Raw genomic sequence first — 15,337 nt, forward strand, 5'->3', positions numbered from 1 at the left:
GGGGGCCCGTCCGGGCCCCTTCCTAGGGTGGGGACCATGAGCCCTGCACCCTTCCGCTTCGCCGCCATCGGTCTCGACCACGCCCACATCTTCGGGCAGGTCAAGGGCCTGCTCGAACAGGGGGGTGAGCTGGTCGGTCTGTGGACGGGTGACCCCTCGTCCGCTGTCGCCCAGACGGTGAAGCAGACCTGGCCCCAGTTCCCCTGGGTCGAGAATGCAGACGACCTGTACGACGACGCGACCATCGACCTGGTCGTGACCGCTGCAGTGCCCGGGGACCGCTCCGAGATCACCGTCAAGGCACTGCGCACCGGGCACCACGTCGTCACCGACAAGCCGGGTGCCATCTCGACGGAGCAACTGGACGAGATCGAGCGGGCCGTCCAGGAGTCGGGCAAGTTCTGGTCGGTCACGTTCTCGGAGCGATTCGAGGTGCCGAGTGTCACGAAGGCTGGCCAGTTGGTGCGTGAGGGGCGGATCGGCACCGTCGTCCAGACCTTGGGCCTCGGCCCCCACCGTGAGATCGACCGCGTGCACCTGGGCACGGGGGCGACGGGGCGTCCCGACTGGTTCTACGACGACTCGCGCTTCGGGGGCATCCTCTGCGACATTGCCTCACATCAGATCGACCAGTTCCTGTGGTTCACGGGGAATTCCGACGGTGAGGTCGTGCATTCAGCCGTCGGCAATTTCGCCCACCCCGACACCCCGAAGATGCAGGACTTCGGCGAGATCCTGCTCAAGGCCGGCGATGCCCAGGGCTACATTCGCGTGGACTGGTTCACCCCGCAGGGCCTGCCCACCTGGGGCGACGGGCGACTGATCATCCTCGGCACCAAGGGCTACATCGAGCTGCGCAAGTATGTCGACATCGCCGGGCGTGAGGGCAGCGACCACCTGTTCGTCGTCGACGACAACGGCACCGAGTACCTCAATTGTGAGGACGTCGCCCTCGACTACTACCCCGACCTGGTGCGGGCACTGTCGCACGGACTGGATGCGGCCGAGCAGCAGCAGATGTTCACGGTGATGCGGTTGGCGATCACGGCCCAGCAGAAGGCCGAGAAGCGCGGGTTCGCTGTCTGACTCGCATCCACCGCCGGTCAGGCGGGACGTGCCTCCACTAGATTCCGTGCATGGCAGTGATGCGTGCTGGCGGGTTCCCATTCCTCCGTGAAGGGGTCGACTGGTGGCGGTCGGCGGTGGTCTACCAGATCTATCCGCGCAGCTTCGCGGACTCCGACGGCGACGGCATCGGGGACCTGCCGGGCATCACCTCCCGGGTCTGGCATCTCGCCGCCCTGGGGGTGGACGCAGTCTGGCTGAGCCCCTTCTACCCCTCGGCCCTGGCCGACGGCGGCTACGACGTCGACGACCACCGCGACGTCGACCCCCGCCTGGGAACGCTGGCTGACTTCGACGACATGGTGGCCGCGCTGCACGGGGCCGGGCTGCGGATCATCGCCGACATCGTGCCCAACCACACCTCCGACCGTCACCCATGGTTCCGGGAGGCGTTGGCCAGCGGACGAGGGGCTCCGGAGCGGGAGCGCTACATCTTCCGCGACGGCAGGGGGCCCGGCGGCGCCGAGCCGCCCAACGACTGGCAGTCGGGATTCGGGGGACCGGCGTGGGAGCCGGTCGGCGACGGTCAGTGGTACTTCCACTACTTCGCCAAGGAACAGCCCGACCTCAACTGGGACGACCCCGGCGTGCGTGAGGACTTCCGCACCACCCTGCGGTTCTGGTCGGACCGAGGCGTTGACGGATTCCGGATCGACGTGGCCCATGGGCTGGTGAAGGACCTCTCGGAGCCGTTCGCCCCGTGGTCGGAGGTGGCCGAGGTGACCCGCGCCGACGGCACCCACCCCCTGTGGGACCGCGAGGGCGTGCACGAGATCTACGCCGACTGGCGCAGGGTGTTCGACGAGTACGACCCGCCCCGGTTCGCGGTCGCCGAAGCAGCGGTCCATCCCACCCGGCGCGCCCGCTACGCCTCCCCTGAGGGGCTCGGGCAGGCCTTCAACTTCCAGATGCAGGAGGCGGGCTTCCAACCGGACGAGTTCCGGGCGGTGATCGACGCCGGTCTTGCCGACATGCGAGTCAGCGGGTCGACCACCACCTGGCTGCTCGGTTGTCATGACACGCTGCGGGTGGCCACCCGCTACGGACTGCCCCGTGACCCCGACCTGAACTCCCATCAGGTGGGCCAGCGGTGGTTGCTGACCAACGGGGCGGAGCCCGTGGCCGACCTGGCCCTGGGTGAGCGCCGCGCCCGCGCCGCAGCCCTGGTGCTGCTGGCACTGCCCGGCGCCACCTACGTCTACCAGGGAGACGAATTGGGCCTGCACGAGGTGCCCGACCTGCCGCCCGAATCCCTGCAGGACCCGATCGCGACGCGCTCGCGTGGCACCGCCAAGGGACGCGACGGCTGCCGCGTTCCCCTGCCCTGGACGCCCGACGGGCCGTCCTTCGGTTTCGGACCGGGTGGTGCGCAACCGCCCCAGCCCGCCTGGTTCGGGCGCTACGCGGTCAGCGTCGAGGCGGACGACCCGGACTCCACCCTGTCGATGTACCGACGGGCATTGTCGTTGCGGCGTTCGCTGACCAGCGAGGAGGAGTTCGCCTGGGTGTCCGATCCGGACGAGTCGGTGCTCCACTTCGTCCGGCCGGGTGGCTGGCACTGTGTGTCGAACTTCGGGGGCGCTCCAGTTGAACTGCCCCACGGGACGGTGGCGGTGAGCAGTGTTCGGTTGGAGGACGGACGACTGCCCAGGGACGCGACGGCCTGGGTGCTGGTGGAGGACTGACGTTGTCGGGGCTGGGGGTGCTGCCCCGGAGCTGCAGCAGCTGCCCTCGTTTCGCCCCAGCTGCCCTCGTTCGTTGCAGTTGCCCCCGTCCAGGGGTAGGGCAGGTGCACCGCGAGGGGGCAGGTGGTGCGCGATGAGGGCAGGTGCGCCGGACGCGGGCAGGTGGTGCGCGATGAGGGCAGGTGCGCCGGACGCGGGCAGGTGGACGAGCGGTCGGCACCTGCGGCACCGATCCAACCCCCGGCTCCAACCACCCCGGCAGCACGACGCCCCGCCCGGCTCGAGGCCGGACGGGGCGTTTCCCTGATCCACAACTGGTCGGAAATCCCAGCTGTTCAGGGCTGGCGGAGGATACGGGATTTGAACCCGTGAGGGCTTGCACCCAACCCGCTTTCCAAGCGAGCGCCATAGGCCACTAGGCGAATCCTCCGCCGGGCAGCTTACAGGCTCCCGCTCGTCCGGCGCGAACCGGCGCGAACCGGCGGTGACCGTCAGCGCTCGTGCATCAGGGCGGAGCGCTCAAGGTACTCGTCAGGGGTGATCTCACCGTCGGCGAGGCGCCCAGCCAGCACTTCGGAGGGAGACGGCTTCTCCGGTGCCGACGGACGAGCACCCAGCATCCGTGGGTGTGACTGGCCCGCGAGGTGTTCCCGGCCCGCCCAGGTGAGGGGTCCCACTCGTCCCCGCGTGTACAGCAGCACGACCAGCAGCACGACGGCTGCGCCGACGATCACTGGTCTGCCTTCGGCGGAGGGGTGGTTCCGGAGGGGCTGCGGAGCACGGAACTGCGCTCGAGGAACTCCTCAGGAGTGATGTCGCCCGTGGCCAGACGCATCTTCAGCGTCTCGAAGGCCTGGTCCTCGGCGGCCCTCGCCGACGTCCAGCCCGAACCCGGTCCGGGGGTCGAGCCGTTGCGGGTGCGGTCGAGCCGGATCGGCCCGACCCGTCCCTTCGTCAACAGGAGCACGACGACGACGATCAGGGCGAGCACCAGCAGCAGGCCCGGCAGGAATCCGAGGAATCCGAATCCGTATCCGTGGTGGCCCCCCATGGGGCCACGGTTCATGTGCATCTCGAGCAGCGGCAGCTGGAGTGCAGGAAGCAGTGTGGTCAACATGCATCCAGTGAACTCCGCGCCGGCCGCGCGCACATCGGTCACGGTGTTGATCTTTGAACCACGAGACCTACGTCAACTGACGTAGTCGAATCTCGTCCCGACAACCGATGTCATCGCCGCCCCGGCCTCGTAGGCTCAAGATGTGACCACAGGGATGCCCGCACTGACCGAGCGCACCCGCGCGCACGGGTGGAGGTGGCTGCTCGACGTGGCCCTCGCCGTCGCAGTCGGGTGGGTGATGTCGATCGCGTGGGTGGCCGTTGCCACCCCCGACCGCATGGGCATGGGCATGGGTCGGGGCCGGATGCGTCCCGAGGTCGAGCTGACCTGGTCGCCCATCGTCCAGCTTGCGGTCGCGACCGTCGCCGTCGCGGTGGTGCTCGGTCGCGTGCTGCCCCGCACCGGTTGGGTGCTGGGGCTGGTCGGCGTGGCCGGCTACCTCGCGGCGGGTGGATCCCCGGTCGCCGCCGTGGTGGCAGCGATCGTCCTCGGGGTCCGGTTGCTGATCCTCTCGTCCGTTCCCGTGACCACGCCCGGGAGCGCGGAGTCGGACCGCCACCCTTCACACCTCGCCCCCGCCCGGCTGTGGCCCTGGCTGGTGGCGCTGGTGCCCGCCTACCTCGCCAACGGTCTGGGCGACGGTCACCCGTGGGTCTCGGTGTTCACCACCGCGACCATGCTGGTGTGGACGACCCTCCCCCTGGTCGCCGCCGCGGCCTTCCTGGCCCGCCGGGGGCAACGGGTGAGGGAACGAGCCCTGGAACTCGAGGGGGTGGCACGGGCCGAACGGTTGCGCCTGGCCCGAGACATCCACGACGTCGTCGGGCACTCCCTGTCGCTGATCTCGCTGCAGTCGGGAGTCGCGCTGCGAGTGCTCGACACCGACCCGACCCAGGCGAGACGCAGTCTCGAGGCGATCCGGCAGACCTCGAAGGAAGCGCTCGCCGAGGTGCGCACCACCTTGGGCGTCTTCCGCGAGTCCGATGAGGCACCGCTCGCTCCCACCCCCGGTCTGGTCGCCATCGAACGTCTGGTGCGGCAGGTGGCCTCGTCCGGTGTCTCCGTCACGTTGACTGAACTCCGGGATCCGGCGGAGGTTCCCGCCGTGGTGCAGTCGGTGGCGCACCGCGTCGTCCAGGAGTCCGTCACCAATGCCCTGCGCCACGCCCCCGGCTCACCGATCACCGTCGTGGCGGTCGTCGTGGGCCGCGACCTGAGGGTGCGGGTCGCCGACACCGGTGCTCCGTCCCTCCCGATCCGCGAGGGCAATGGTCTGACAGGCATGCGTGAGCGGGTGCGCGCGATCGGGGGGACGATGACCATCGACGCCGGGCCGACGGGGTTCGCGGTCATGGCCACCCTGCCGCTCGAACCGCCACCCGGTGTCGTCCCGGCCGGGACTGACACATGATCAGCGTGCTGCTGGTGGACGACCAACCGCTCGTCCGGATGGGGTTGCGCGCGCTGCTCGATGCGGAGGGCGACATCGAGGTGGTGGCCGAGGGCGGCGACGGGGCCGAGGCCCTCCCCCTGGTGCGCGTCCAACACCCCGACGTGGTGCTGATGGACATCCGCATGCCCGGTCTCGACGGTCTGACGGCGTTGCGGCAGATCGTCGAGGATCCCTCACTGTCGGGCTCGAAGGTGGTGATGCTGACGACCTTCGAGTTGGACGAGTACGTCTTCGCCGCGCTCGAGGCCGGTGCCTCGGGTTTCGTGATCAAGGACGCCGAGCCCGACGAGATCGTCCGTGCGGTGCGCGCTGCCGCAGCCGGAGAGGGGATGCTCTCGCCCACGGTGACCAAGCGGGTGATCGGCCGTTTCGCCTCACCCGCTGGCCACGGACGACGGGCACGCCCCCACCCGGGTCTCAACCAACTCACCGAGCGGGAGAAGGAGGTGCTGGGGCTGGTGGCCGAGGGCCTGAACAATGACGAGATCGCCGGCCGACTGGTGATCTCCAAGGCCACAGCGCGCACCCACGTCGGCAACATCCTCGGCAAGCTGGGGGCCAGGGATCGCGCCCAGTTGGTGGTGATCGCCTACCAATCGGGGTTGGCCTGAGGGCTCACTCGGTCGGTCCGGGCACCCTGCTCCCGTGCACTCCGGCCAGGCCCCAGCGCACCGCTGCCACCCCGATCCGTCCGCGGGCTCGTCCGCCACGGGGCTGGCGCAGTCCGAGCATCTGCGCGGCCCAGGGCTGGAGGATCGCCAGTCCGCCGGCGGCCAGCAGCCCGTAGGCGGGACGAGCCCACCACTGCAGGGGCGGGTCCTCGAGCAGGAAGTGGGCGGTCTCCACCGCGGCGGGCGAGACCTCGAGTTCGGGGCGGAAGGAGTCGATGGCCGCCTCGAGTCCGGCGACCGTGGTGGGCGGGTCGAGCACCCCCAACTTGGCTGCGGCGTGGCCACTCTCTTCGACGTAGCGGTCCTGCTCCGTGGGAGTGAGCGGGTCGACGCCGTAGGCGCGGTGACCGGCGAGGAATGACCAGATCTCGGCCACGTGCACCCACTCGAGCAACCGTGGGTCGCCGGCCCGGTAGGGGCGTCCGCGGAAGTCCTTGCCGCGTACGCGGTCGTGCACGGACCGCACCCGCGCGATCATCGCCTCGGCGTCGTCGATGGTGCCGAAGGTGGTGCGCCCGATGTAGTCACTGGTGCGTTGCAATCGGCCCCACGGGTCGGACTTGTAGCCCGAGTGGCCCGCGACCCCGGCCATCGCCAACGGGTGCAGCGACTGCAGCAGCAGCGCCGTCACGCCGCTGGAGAACATGGCGGCGTCATCGTGCACCCGCCAGACGGGGTCGGTGCTCGTGAACCATCGGGGACCGGGCTTGTCGACCGTGTCCGACCTGCGTCCCAGCGCATCGTCACCGCCGACCCGACCCACCACCGCCAGTCCCACCCGGTACTGCAACGCGGAGAGGGGCTGCAGGGGGGCGGGGGCACGGGTCATGTCGTCCAGCCTAGTCGGGGCGGGCGAACCCCCCGGGGGCGACGACCCGGGCGGTGAACACCGGGGAGTTGGGGGTGCGGGCGGGCACCGGATAGACTTCTGGGCAACCCCCGTGCGGCGGCACCTCGCCCAACTCCCCCAGGGTCGGAAGACAGCAAGGGTAAGTGAGCTCTGTCGGGTGCGCGGGGGCCCTTTCATGCCTCCGTCCGGAAGGTCCGCCGGGGAGTGCTCCGGTCGTCCGGTTCGGGTGGAAGTGTCGGGAGCCTTCTCTAGAGTGGGTCCCGTGACTGACGACAATGACGACGACGCCCTGGATTTCGATCTCGACCAGGACGTGACGGAGCAGGACGGGCCCGGCCTGTTCGACTTCGACGAGTCGTCAGACCTCGACACCGCCGGTGAGGATGTCGGCTCGGCTGATGCACCCGATGACCCAGCCACGAGCATCGAGCGGGACGAGGCCTGGGCCGACCAGGTCGCCACCGCGGACGCCGAGGGCCCCTCAGTCGCCGAGGTCGGCGCCGCATCCCCCGGTCTGGCCCCTCCGGCCGCGCCGGTGCGCGCCCCTCGTGCCCAGACTCCCGACGCCCCGCTGGCCCTCTACCGCCGCTACCGCCCTGACACCTTCGCGGACGTGATCGGCCAGGAGCACGTCACCGAGCCGCTGCAGCGAGCCCTGGCCAACAACAAGGTGAACCACGCCTATCTGTTCTCGGGGCCTCGAGGCTGCGGCAAGACCACCTCGGCGCGCATCCTGGCCCGCGCCCTCAACTGCGAGCAGGGTCCGACCCCGACGCCGTGCGGGGAATGCCTGTCGTGTCGGGAACTGGCTCGCGGTGGCTCCGGTTCGATCGACGTGATCGAGATCGATGCGGCCTCCCACGGTGGCGTGGACGACGCCCGAGACCTGCGTGAGCGGGCATTCTTCGCGCCCGTCAACAGCCGCTACAAGATCTACATCGTCGACGAGGCGCACATGGTGACGTCGGCCGGTTTCAACGCCCTGCTGAAGTTGGTCGAGGAGCCGCCGCCCCACGTGAAGTTCATCTTCGCCACCACCGAGCCCGAGAAGGTGATCGGCACGATCCGGTCGCGCACGCACCACTACCCGTTCCGGCTGGTGCCGCCGAAGGTGCTCTCCGGCTATCTCGGACGACTGTGCGAGGCCGAGGGGGTGCCCGTCGACGACGCGGTGCTGCCACTGGTGGTGCGCGCCGGCGCCGGTTCGGTGCGTGACTCGTTGTCGGTCCTCGACCAGTTGTTGGGTGGCGCCGGCGAGGGGGGTGTCAGTTACGACCAGGCCGCCAGCCTGCTGGGGTTCACCCCGGACACCCTGCTCGACGAGATCATGGACGCGTTCGCTGCCGGTGACGCCAAGGGTGTCTTCGCCACCATCGACAAGGTCATCGAGGTGGGTCAGGACCCGCGCCGGTTCGCGGAGGACCTGTTGCGCCGTCTGCGTGACCTGGTGATCGTGGCCGCGGTGCCCGACGCGATGTCGTCCGGCCTCATCGACGTCGCCGGCGACCAGGCCGACCGACTGACGGTGCAGGCCCAAGGCTTGGGGGCCGGGGAACTGACCCGCGCGGCCGAGGTGATCGCACAGGGTCTCACCGACATGCGGGGCACGACGGCCCCGCGGCTGCACCTCGAGCTGATGTGCGCGCGCGTGCTGCTCCCCGGCGCCGACGTCGACGGACGAGGTGTGCACGCCCGCCTCGACCGTCTCGAGCGACGCCTCGCCGACACCGGCGTGCCGGTCGACCGCCAAGGGGCCGCCACGCAGCCGGAGCCCCTCGAGCCCAAGGTGTGGCCCGACCAGGAGCGGGTGCACCAGGGTCGCCCCGACTACCCCGTCCCCGCCGGCCACGCAGCCGCGACGGAACCGGTGGGACCTCCCACCCCTGGGCAGGAGCGGCCGGTCGAGCAACCCCCATCGCCGGCGAGCCGGGCCCACCAGTCGCAGTCGGACGAGCGCCCGGCGGATCAGCCCCCGAAAAGTCCCACGGCCGGGGAGCAGCCGCGCTCCCTCCAGCGAGCCCCCGGTCCGCGCGCCGCCACCCCGCCGCCGACGGACGAGTCGACGAAGCGGTCGCAGGCCCAGGTGCCGCCGGGCACCATCGATGTCACCCGCCTGCGTGCCGAGTGGCCACGGGTGCTCGAGGAGGTGCGCTCCCGACGACGGTTCTCGTGGATCCTGCTCAGCCAGAACGCCCAAGTGTTGGATGTGACCGATGGAGTGCTCACCCTCGGGTTCGCCAACCCGGGTGCCCGTGACAACTACACCCAGGGGGGCACGCCGGACGTGCTCCTGGACTCGCTGGTCGAGGTGCTCGGAGCCAACCTGCACGTGAACGCCGTGGTCGACGGCACCGAGCGCAGTCACGCGGCCCGCGGCGGCCAGCCCACCCACCCCAGCCAGCAGCCCTCGGGCAGGACGGCGCCTGAGGCGGGACGCCAGCAGGAGTCGGCGCGCCACCTGCACGCGGTGCCCGACACCGCGCACCCGTCCGCTGTGGGGCACGACCTGCCCGCCGAGCCACCGCACGACCCCGACGAGGACCCCGACCCGGCCGGTGGCCCGTTCCCTCCTGACCGGACCTCACCGGCCCAAGCCAACGACCCCGCTCTCCCGAACAACGCCCGGAGCAACCGCCCGAGCAGCCAGCCGGGGGCGTCCGAGGACAGCCGACGCGAGCACGTGCGCCGCGCGAAGGAGGCGATTCGTCCGATGGCCCGGGCGAGTTCCACGGCTGGCTCACCCACCACACCCCAGGACGACGCCGACGAGGACGTCTTGGCCGAGGACGACGACCCGGTGATCGACTCGGGGGAGTCGGCGCACGAACTGATTGCCAAGCACCTGGGTGGCACGGTCATCGAGGAGGGGTGAGCAGCCCCACTAGGCTCACGGGCATGGACTTCCGCAACAGCTACGCCCAGGGGTTCGCACGCGTCGCCGCCTGCACCGTGCCCGTCGCGGACTTCGACGCTGCCACCAACGTCGAGCGCATCCTGGAGCAGGCCGCCGTCCTGCACGACCAGCACGTGGCGGTGGCCGTGTTCCCCGAACTCGGTGTGTCGGGCTATGCCATCGACGACCTGTTGCTGAACGACTCCCTGCTCGACGCCGTGCACGCCGGGATCACCGAGATCGTCCACGCCTCCCGTGAGCTGATGCCGATCCTGGTGGTCGGTGCACCGTTGTCGGTCGGCAACCGTCTGTACAACTGCGCGGTGGTCGTCCACCGCGGCGAGGTTCTGGGGATCGTCCCCAAGACCTACCTGCCCAACTACCGCGAGTTCTACGAGAAGCGTCACTTCGCCTCGGGCGCCAGCCTCGAGATCGACGAGATCGAGCGTCCCGAGTGGGTGCGTCCCGGATCCGACCCGTGGGTTCCGGTGGGTGCGCGGCTGCTCTTCCAGGTGGACGACGTGCCGGGTCTCACCATCCACGTCGAGGTCTGTGAGGACATGTGGGTTCCCGTGCCGCCGAGCGCGCACGCGGCCCTGCACGGCGCCACTGTGTTGCTCAACCTCTCGGCCTCGCCCATCACCATCGGCCGCGCCGCCGACCGCCACCTGCTGGCGCGGAGCGCCTCGTCCCGCGACAACGCCGTCTACGCCTACGCCGCCGCCATGTTCGGGGAATCGACCACCGACCTGTCCTGGGACGGCATGACCATGGTCTACGAACTGGGCACGCTGCTGGGGGAGACCGAGCGATTCCCCCAGCAGGCGCAGGCAACGGTCGTCGACGTCGACCTGGACCGTCTGCGGCAGGAACGCCTCCGGCAGGGCTCCTTCGACGACAACCGGGCTGCGCTGACCTCCCAGGGCTGGGACGAGACCTACACGGTCGTCCACACCGAACTCCAGCCGCCCTCCGGCGACCTGGGTCTGTTGCGCAAGGTCGACCGGTTCCCCTTCGTACCGGACGACGCAGCCCGCCTCGCCCAGGACTGTTACGAGGGCTACAACATCCAGGTCTCGGGCCTCGAGCGCCGGATGCTGGCCATCGGCGGGGGCAACCCCGAGAAGGCGCCGAAGATCTGCATCGGTGTCTCGGGTGGGCTCGACTCCACCCATGCCCTGATCGTCGCTGCCAAGGCCTGCGACCGACTGGGGTTGCCGCGCACCCACATCCTCGCCTACACGATGCCCGGTTTCGCGACCACGGCCCACACCAAGTCCAACGCCCAAGCTTTGTCGGAGGCACTGGGGGTCACCTTCGAGGAGGTCGACATCCGGCCCTTGGCGACCCAGTTGCTGAAGGACCTCAAGCACCCCTTCGGCGACGGCCACGAGGTCTACGACATCACCTTCGAGAACGTGCAGGCGGGGGTCCGCTACGACTTCCTCTTCCGGGCCGCCAACCATCACGGTGGCATCGTGCTGGGTACCGGAGACCTCTCGGAACTGGCCCTGGGCTGGTGCACCTACGGGGTCGGTGACCAGATGAGCCACTACGGGGTGAACACCGGTGTGCCGAAGACCTTGATGCAGCACCTGATCAGGTGGGTGGTCTCGTCTCGTCAGTTCGGGGACGACGTCAACGGCCTGCTGACCAGCATCCTCGACACCGAGATCACCCCGGAGTTGATTCCCACGAAGGAGGGCGAGACACCCCAGTCGACGGAGGCCTCGGTCGGTCCCTACGCGCTGCAGGACTTCACGCTCCACCACCTGCTGCGCCACGGCATGCGTCCCCGTCGGATCGCGTACCTCGCCTGGGTGGCCTGGCATGACGAGTCGCTGGGGGAGTGGCCCGAAGGGTTCCCCGACGACCAGCGGGTCGCGTACGACCTGGCAGCGGTTCGGGCCTGGCTGGTGGTGTTCGTGAAGAGGTTCGCCACCAACCAGTTCAAGCGCTCGGCCCTGCCCAACGGCCCCAAGGTGATCGCCGGCGGAACGCTCAGTCCGCGCGGGGACTGGCGGATGCCCTCGGACGTGTCGGCCAAGCTGTGGCTCGACGAGATCGAGCGCGACGTGCCGTCCGCATAAGCTGGACCGGTATTGCGGCTCGACACCCCACTCAACCAACCCGGGGTTGAGCCACCCACTCGACATCCCAGACAGAGGAGACGCCATGTTCGGTGAAGGCATGGACATGAACGCCCTGCTCGCCCAGGCGCAGGCGATGCAGTCGCAGTTGCAGACGGCCCAGGAGGAACTGGCCGCCAGCGAGTTCACCGGATCGGCAGGCGGCGACCTGGTCGTCGCCACCGTGCTGGGCACCGGCGAACTGACCCACCTGGTCATCAAGCCGGAAGCCATCGACCCGGACGACGCCGAGGGTTTGGCTGATCTCGTGCTCGCAGCCGTCCGTTCGGCCAACTCACAGCTCCAGGCCAAGGCCGCCGCCGTCATGCCGCAGCTGCCCGGCGGGCTCGGCTTCTGAGGTGTACGAGGGAGCACTGCAAGAACTGATCGACGCCCTCGGCACGTTGCCGGGCATCGGTCCGCGCTCAGCCCAACGGATCGCGTTCCACCTGCTCGACGCGCCCACCGAGGACGTGAACCACCTCGCGGACGCCCTGCGCGAGCTGAAGTTGCGCGCCAAGTTCTGCGAGGTCTGCTTCAACGTCTCGACGGAGGACAAGTGCGCCATCTGTCGTGACCCGCGCCGTGACCACAGCTACCTGTGCGTGGTCGAGGAGTCCAAGGACGTGATGGCGATCGAGCGCACCCGCGAGTTCCGGGGGCTCTACCACGTGTTGGGTGGAACCATCTCGCCGATCGACGGGCGGGGCCCCAGCGACCTGCACATCCGGGAACTGTTCGTCCGGTTGCAGGATCCCGCGATCAGCGAGGTGATCCTCGCCACCGACCCCACTGTCGACGGTGAGGCGACGGCCACGTACCTCACCCGCCAGTTGGCACCGACCGGGGTGACCGTCTCCCGGCTGGCCAGTGGACTCCCCGTGGGTGGTGACCTGGAGTACGCCGACGAGGTCACCCTCGGACGAGCCTTCGAGGGTCGCCGCGTGGTCGCGTCCCCGCCTGCAGCGCAGGTCTGAGGCCGGACGAGGGCAGCTGGTGCGGCCACTGGCGCCGACGAGCCTCGAGACTCAGCGGCGTCGCGAGGCCTCGGGCACGTTCCGTCGCCACGCCTTCAACAGCGAGCGCCGCTGTTGCGGGTCGTCCGGCAGTCCGAACGGACGAGCAACCATCGCCCCGAACGCCGATCCGGCTGCCAACCAGACCGCCGTCAACACGGCCGTGAGCAGGAGCCGGGGCGACTCCGAGGCCAGCACCGTCTGGCCCTGGTTGAGCTGGACGGTGGCGAGCAGACCTCGATAGGTGACCATGCCCGGCAGCAACGACACCACCCCCGCCGAGAGCAGGGCCAGCTGGGACACTCGCCACCGGCGGGTGCCCAACTGGGCGATGAACGACACGGCGAACGCCCCAAGACCGGCCGCGGCGGCCGTCCCGACCTGGCTGGTCAGCAGTCTCGACACGGCGACTCCCAGCCCACCCAGGGCGGCGCTGAGGGGGAGCGACCGCGGCCCGAGGTGGCAGACGACGGCGAATGACACCGAGATCACCATGGCGGCGGGCACCTGCACCAGCAGGGGTGTGAGTGCTCCCACCTGCGGGGTGAGGTAGGCGGGAACGCCGAACCGCAGCCCGACCCACAGGGTCGTCAGCAGACCGAAGATGATGCCGCCTGTCTGCAGCAGCACCTCGACCATCCGAGCGCCCGAGGTCACGTAGTACCCGTCGATGGCGTCGCGTGCGGCGGTCATCAGGGCGAGGCCCGAGAGCATCGCCACCATGCCGGCCGAGACCACCATGGACGGTGACACCGACAGCGGCACCCAGGGTGTGGAACGTCCCAGCATGATCGCGATCGCGACCAGTCCCAGGGCGGAGGCCCCGGCGATCTGCTGGAAGAAGCCCGGCATCCGGCTGCGCGCGACCCACCCCTGCACCCGTTCGATCAGGCCGCACACCAAGGCAGCGAGCACGATCTCGAGCCCGTTGGCGCCGATCAGCCACGCGACCGCACCCCCCAGCGCGCCGGTGGCCGTCGAGACGAGCCAGCGGCGGTAGGTCCGGGGGCTGTGGGACTCGTCCAGTACGGCTTGGCGGGCATCATCGAGTGCCAGTCGTCCCGAGGCGATGTCGGCGCCGATCCCTTCGAGGCGAGCGAGCCGCTGGTAGTCGGTCTCCCGCGAACGGACGGTGCGCAGCAGCGTGATGGGGTCCTCGTCGTAACCGCGCTGGTGGGTCATGGTGACCGAGGTGAAGGTGACGTCGACATGGGCGGGAACGTGGTGGTGGTCGGCCACCAACAGCGCGATCGCGGTGGCGTCCGCGGCCGAGGCACCCGCACCCAGTGACAACGAGGCGAGGCGGGTGGCGATGTCGAGCACCATCCGAGCCTGTCTGGCCTCCATCTGTCGCAGCGTCTCGTCGTCGCTGCGAGCGGGCGTCTGGTCGCGCCCGGCTTGCCAGACGGCGCGAGCCCGGTCACGCCAGCCACGTGGGTCGCCCATCGTCGCTCTCCTGTGGTCTGGGGATCGTGGCATCTGTGGCACGATCGGCCCACGTCGTGGACGGGGCCGGTGCGAGCCTGATGCTAGTGGTGCACCCCTTCGAGCGCATCGGCGGCCCGCACCCTAGGGTCGAGTCATGATTCATTCCCGCCTCGAATTGTTCAGCGAATCCCTCGGCATGTGCACCTCGGTGACGGTGCTGCTGCCCCAGCGCACGAGCGGTCAGATCGGCATGGCGGGGGCGACCGCTGCCGGCCCGCCACCGGTGCTGTGGCTGCTGCACGGTGCCAGTGACGACGACACCATCTGGCTGCGGCGCACCTCGATCGAGCGCTACGCCGCCGAGTACGGCCTGGCGGTGGTCATGCCCCATGCCGGTCTCAGCTTCTACTGCGACGAGGCGCGGGGGCAGAAGTGGTGGACCTGGATCTCGCAGGAACTGCCAGCGGTTCTCGACGACACCTTCAAGCTGGCCACCGAGCGTGACCAGACCTTCGTCGCGGGGCTGTCGATGGGCGGGTTCGGAGCCTTCAAACTCGCCCTCAACCAGCCCGGACGATTCGCCGCCGCCGCCTCGCTGTCGGGGGCCCTGTGGAAGGCGAGCCCGGATCTGCGCGAGCGCCTCGGCGAGTGGTACGACCGCATCTGGGGCGAGGCGGGTCTGCAGGTGGGCGGGGTGGACGACCTGGCTGGGCTGTTGGGATCGGCCGACAAGAACTCCCTGCCGAAGCTGTGGACGACCTGCGGCACCGAGGACTTCCTCTACCAGGACAACCTGGACTTCGAGGCCGCTGCCGCCGCCGCCGGGGTGCCGCTCGAGATCGAACACCGGCCCGGTGGGCACGAGTGGGGGTACTGGGACCAAGCCATCCAGGACGTGCTCGCGTGGTTGCCCATCGAGAAGCTCGCCTGAACACGCCCCTGTGACCGGGCGAGCGAATCCGCCGAATCG

13 protein-coding genes, 1 tRNA gene and 1 other RNA gene are annotated in these 15,337 nt (G+C 69.8%); 10 read left to right on the plus strand and 5 right to left on the minus strand.

Annotation, left to right across the window (positions count from 1 at the left end):
• Window positions 1-36: 36 nt before the first annotated feature.
• Both H507_RS0102935 and H507_RS0102940 read left to right on the plus strand, forming a co-directional pair.
• Window positions 37-1,086 (plus strand): Gfo/Idh/MocA family protein, encoded by a 1,050-nt coding sequence (locus H507_RS0102935; RefSeq protein WP_022909234.1) that lies wholly within the window; start codon window positions 37-39, stop codon window positions 1,084-1,086.
• 50 nt (window positions 1,087-1,136) lie between these two features.
• Window positions 1,137-2,810 carry a glycoside hydrolase family 13 protein gene (locus tag H507_RS0102940; protein ID WP_026377683.1) on the plus strand — a complete coding sequence of 558 codons (1,674 nt, stop codon included), beginning with the start codon at window positions 1,137-1,139 and terminating at the stop codon, window positions 2,808-2,810.
• A gap of 342 nt (window positions 2,811-3,152) precedes the next feature.
• Here the strand turns inward: H507_RS0102940 and H507_RS0102945 are convergent.
• The 3 genes from H507_RS0102945 to H507_RS0102955 form a co-directional block, all read right to left on the minus strand.
• A tRNA-Ser gene (locus H507_RS0102945) sits at window positions 3,153-3,240 on the minus strand.
• A 61-nt stretch (window positions 3,241-3,301) separates the two neighbouring features.
• Window positions 3,302-3,544 carry an SHOCT domain-containing protein gene (locus tag H507_RS0102950; RefSeq protein ID WP_022909236.1) on the minus strand — a complete coding sequence of 81 codons (243 nt, stop codon included), beginning with the start codon at window positions 3,542-3,544 and terminating at the stop codon, window positions 3,302-3,304.
• Window positions 3,541-3,927, minus strand: a complete 387-nt coding sequence (locus H507_RS0102955; RefSeq protein ID WP_026377684.1) for an SHOCT domain-containing protein — start codon at window positions 3,925-3,927, stop codon at window positions 3,541-3,543. Before H507_RS0102955 ends, H507_RS0102950 begins: the two co-directional genes overlap by 4 nt.
• A gap of 154 nt (window positions 3,928-4,081) precedes the next feature.
• Here H507_RS0102955 and H507_RS17130 point away from each other — a divergent pair, with 154 nt between their 5' ends.
• Window positions 4,082-5,338 (plus strand): sensor histidine kinase, encoded by a 1,257-nt coding sequence (locus H507_RS17130; protein WP_022909238.1) that lies wholly within the window; start codon window positions 4,082-4,084, stop codon window positions 5,336-5,338.
• On the plus strand, window positions 5,335-5,991 hold the full coding sequence (locus tag H507_RS17135; RefSeq protein ID WP_022909239.1) for a response regulator: 657 nt from the start codon (window positions 5,335-5,337) through the stop codon (window positions 5,989-5,991). The genes H507_RS17130 and H507_RS17135 overlap by 4 nt, the downstream gene beginning before the upstream one ends.
• 4 nt (window positions 5,992-5,995) lie before the next feature.
• Here the strand turns inward: H507_RS17135 and H507_RS0102970 are convergent, their stop codons facing one another.
• The gene (locus H507_RS0102970) at window positions 5,996-6,880 is read right to left on the minus strand and encodes an oxygenase MpaB family protein (protein ID WP_022909240.1); all 885 of its coding nucleotides are present in this window, start codon (window positions 6,878-6,880) and stop codon (window positions 5,996-5,998) included.
• Window positions 6,881-6,984: 104 nt separating this feature from the next.
• On the opposite strand from H507_RS0102970, the gene ffs reads away from it, so the two are divergent.
• The 5 genes from ffs (at window position 6,985) to recR (ending at window position 12,900) form a co-directional block, all read left to right on the plus strand.
• Window positions 6,985-7,075, plus strand: an RNA gene (ffs, locus tag H507_RS17595) — signal recognition particle sRNA small type.
• Window position 7,076: 1 nt separating this feature from the next.
• A complete protein-coding gene (locus H507_RS0102975; protein WP_084707606.1) occupies window positions 7,077-9,773 on the plus strand; it encodes a DNA polymerase III subunit gamma and tau in 2,697 nt (898 codons plus the stop codon).
• 23 nt (window positions 9,774-9,796) lie between these two features.
• Window positions 9,797-11,884, plus strand: a complete 2,088-nt coding sequence (locus H507_RS0102980; protein ID WP_022909242.1) for an NAD(+) synthase — start codon at window positions 9,797-9,799, stop codon at window positions 11,882-11,884.
• An 85-nt stretch (window positions 11,885-11,969) separates the two neighbouring features.
• Window positions 11,970-12,281: a YbaB/EbfC family nucleoid-associated protein gene (locus H507_RS0102985; protein WP_022909243.1), complete on the plus strand. Its 312-nt coding sequence runs from the start codon at window positions 11,970-11,972 to the stop codon at window positions 12,279-12,281.
• Between the two features lies 1 nt (window position 12,282).
• The gene (recR, locus tag H507_RS0102990) at window positions 12,283-12,900 is read left to right on the plus strand and encodes a recombination mediator RecR (RefSeq protein ID WP_022909244.1); all 618 of its coding nucleotides are present in this window, start codon (window positions 12,283-12,285) and stop codon (window positions 12,898-12,900) included.
• A 51-nt stretch (window positions 12,901-12,951) separates the two neighbouring features.
• On the opposite strand, the gene H507_RS14355 is transcribed toward recR, so the two are convergent.
• Window positions 12,952-14,385: a threonine/serine exporter family protein gene (locus H507_RS14355; RefSeq protein ID WP_022909245.1), complete on the minus strand. Its 1,434-nt coding sequence runs from the start codon at window positions 14,383-14,385 to the stop codon at window positions 12,952-12,954.
• Between the two features lie 136 nt (window positions 14,386-14,521).
• Here H507_RS14355 and H507_RS0103000 point away from each other — a divergent pair, with 136 nt between their 5' ends.
• Window positions 14,522-15,298: an alpha/beta hydrolase gene (locus H507_RS0103000; RefSeq protein ID WP_022909246.1), complete on the plus strand. Its 777-nt coding sequence runs from the start codon at window positions 14,522-14,524 to the stop codon at window positions 15,296-15,298.
• The last annotated feature ends 39 nt before the right edge of the window (window positions 15,299-15,337 follow it).

The sequence above is a fragment of the Aestuariimicrobium kwangyangense DSM 21549 genome, assembly GCF_000421525.1.
Taxonomy (GTDB): domain Bacteria; phylum Actinomycetota; class Actinomycetes; order Propionibacteriales; family Propionibacteriaceae; genus Aestuariimicrobium; species Aestuariimicrobium kwangyangense.

Excerpts from the sequence above, each read along its gene's own strand:
- H507_RS0102985 (WP_022909243.1), top strand. The coding sequence starts at position 11,970 with ATGTTCGGTGAAGGCATGGACATGAACGCCCTGCTCGCCCAGGCGCAG.
- H507_RS0102940 (WP_026377683.1), top strand. The coding sequence starts at position 1,137 with ATGGCAGTGATGCGTGCTGGCGGGTTCCCATTCCTCCGTGAAGGGGTC.
- H507_RS0102935 (WP_022909234.1), top strand. The coding sequence starts at position 37 with ATGAGCCCTGCACCCTTCCGCTTCGCCGCCATCGGTCTCGACCACGCC.
- H507_RS17135 (WP_022909239.1), top strand. The coding sequence starts at position 5,335 with ATGATCAGCGTGCTGCTGGTGGACGACCAACCGCTCGTCCGGATGGGG.
- H507_RS14355 (WP_022909245.1), bottom strand. The coding sequence starts at position 14,385 with ATGGGCGACCCACGTGGCTGGCGTGACCGGGCTCGCGCCGTCTGGCAA.
- H507_RS0102970 (WP_022909240.1), bottom strand. The coding sequence starts at position 6,880 with ATGACCCGTGCCCCCGCCCCCCTGCAGCCCCTCTCCGCGTTGCAGTAC.
- H507_RS0102975 (WP_084707606.1), top strand. The coding sequence starts at position 7,077 with ATGCCTCCGTCCGGAAGGTCCGCCGGGGAGTGCTCCGGTCGTCCGGTT.
- H507_RS0102955 (WP_026377684.1), bottom strand. The coding sequence starts at position 3,927 with ATGTTGACCACACTGCTTCCTGCACTCCAGCTGCCGCTGCTCGAGATG.
- H507_RS0102980 (WP_022909242.1), top strand. The coding sequence starts at position 9,797 with ATGGACTTCCGCAACAGCTACGCCCAGGGGTTCGCACGCGTCGCCGCC.
- H507_RS17130 (WP_022909238.1), top strand. The coding sequence starts at position 4,082 with ATGCCCGCACTGACCGAGCGCACCCGCGCGCACGGGTGGAGGTGGCTG.
- H507_RS0103000 (WP_022909246.1), top strand. The coding sequence starts at position 14,522 with ATGATTCATTCCCGCCTCGAATTGTTCAGCGAATCCCTCGGCATGTGC.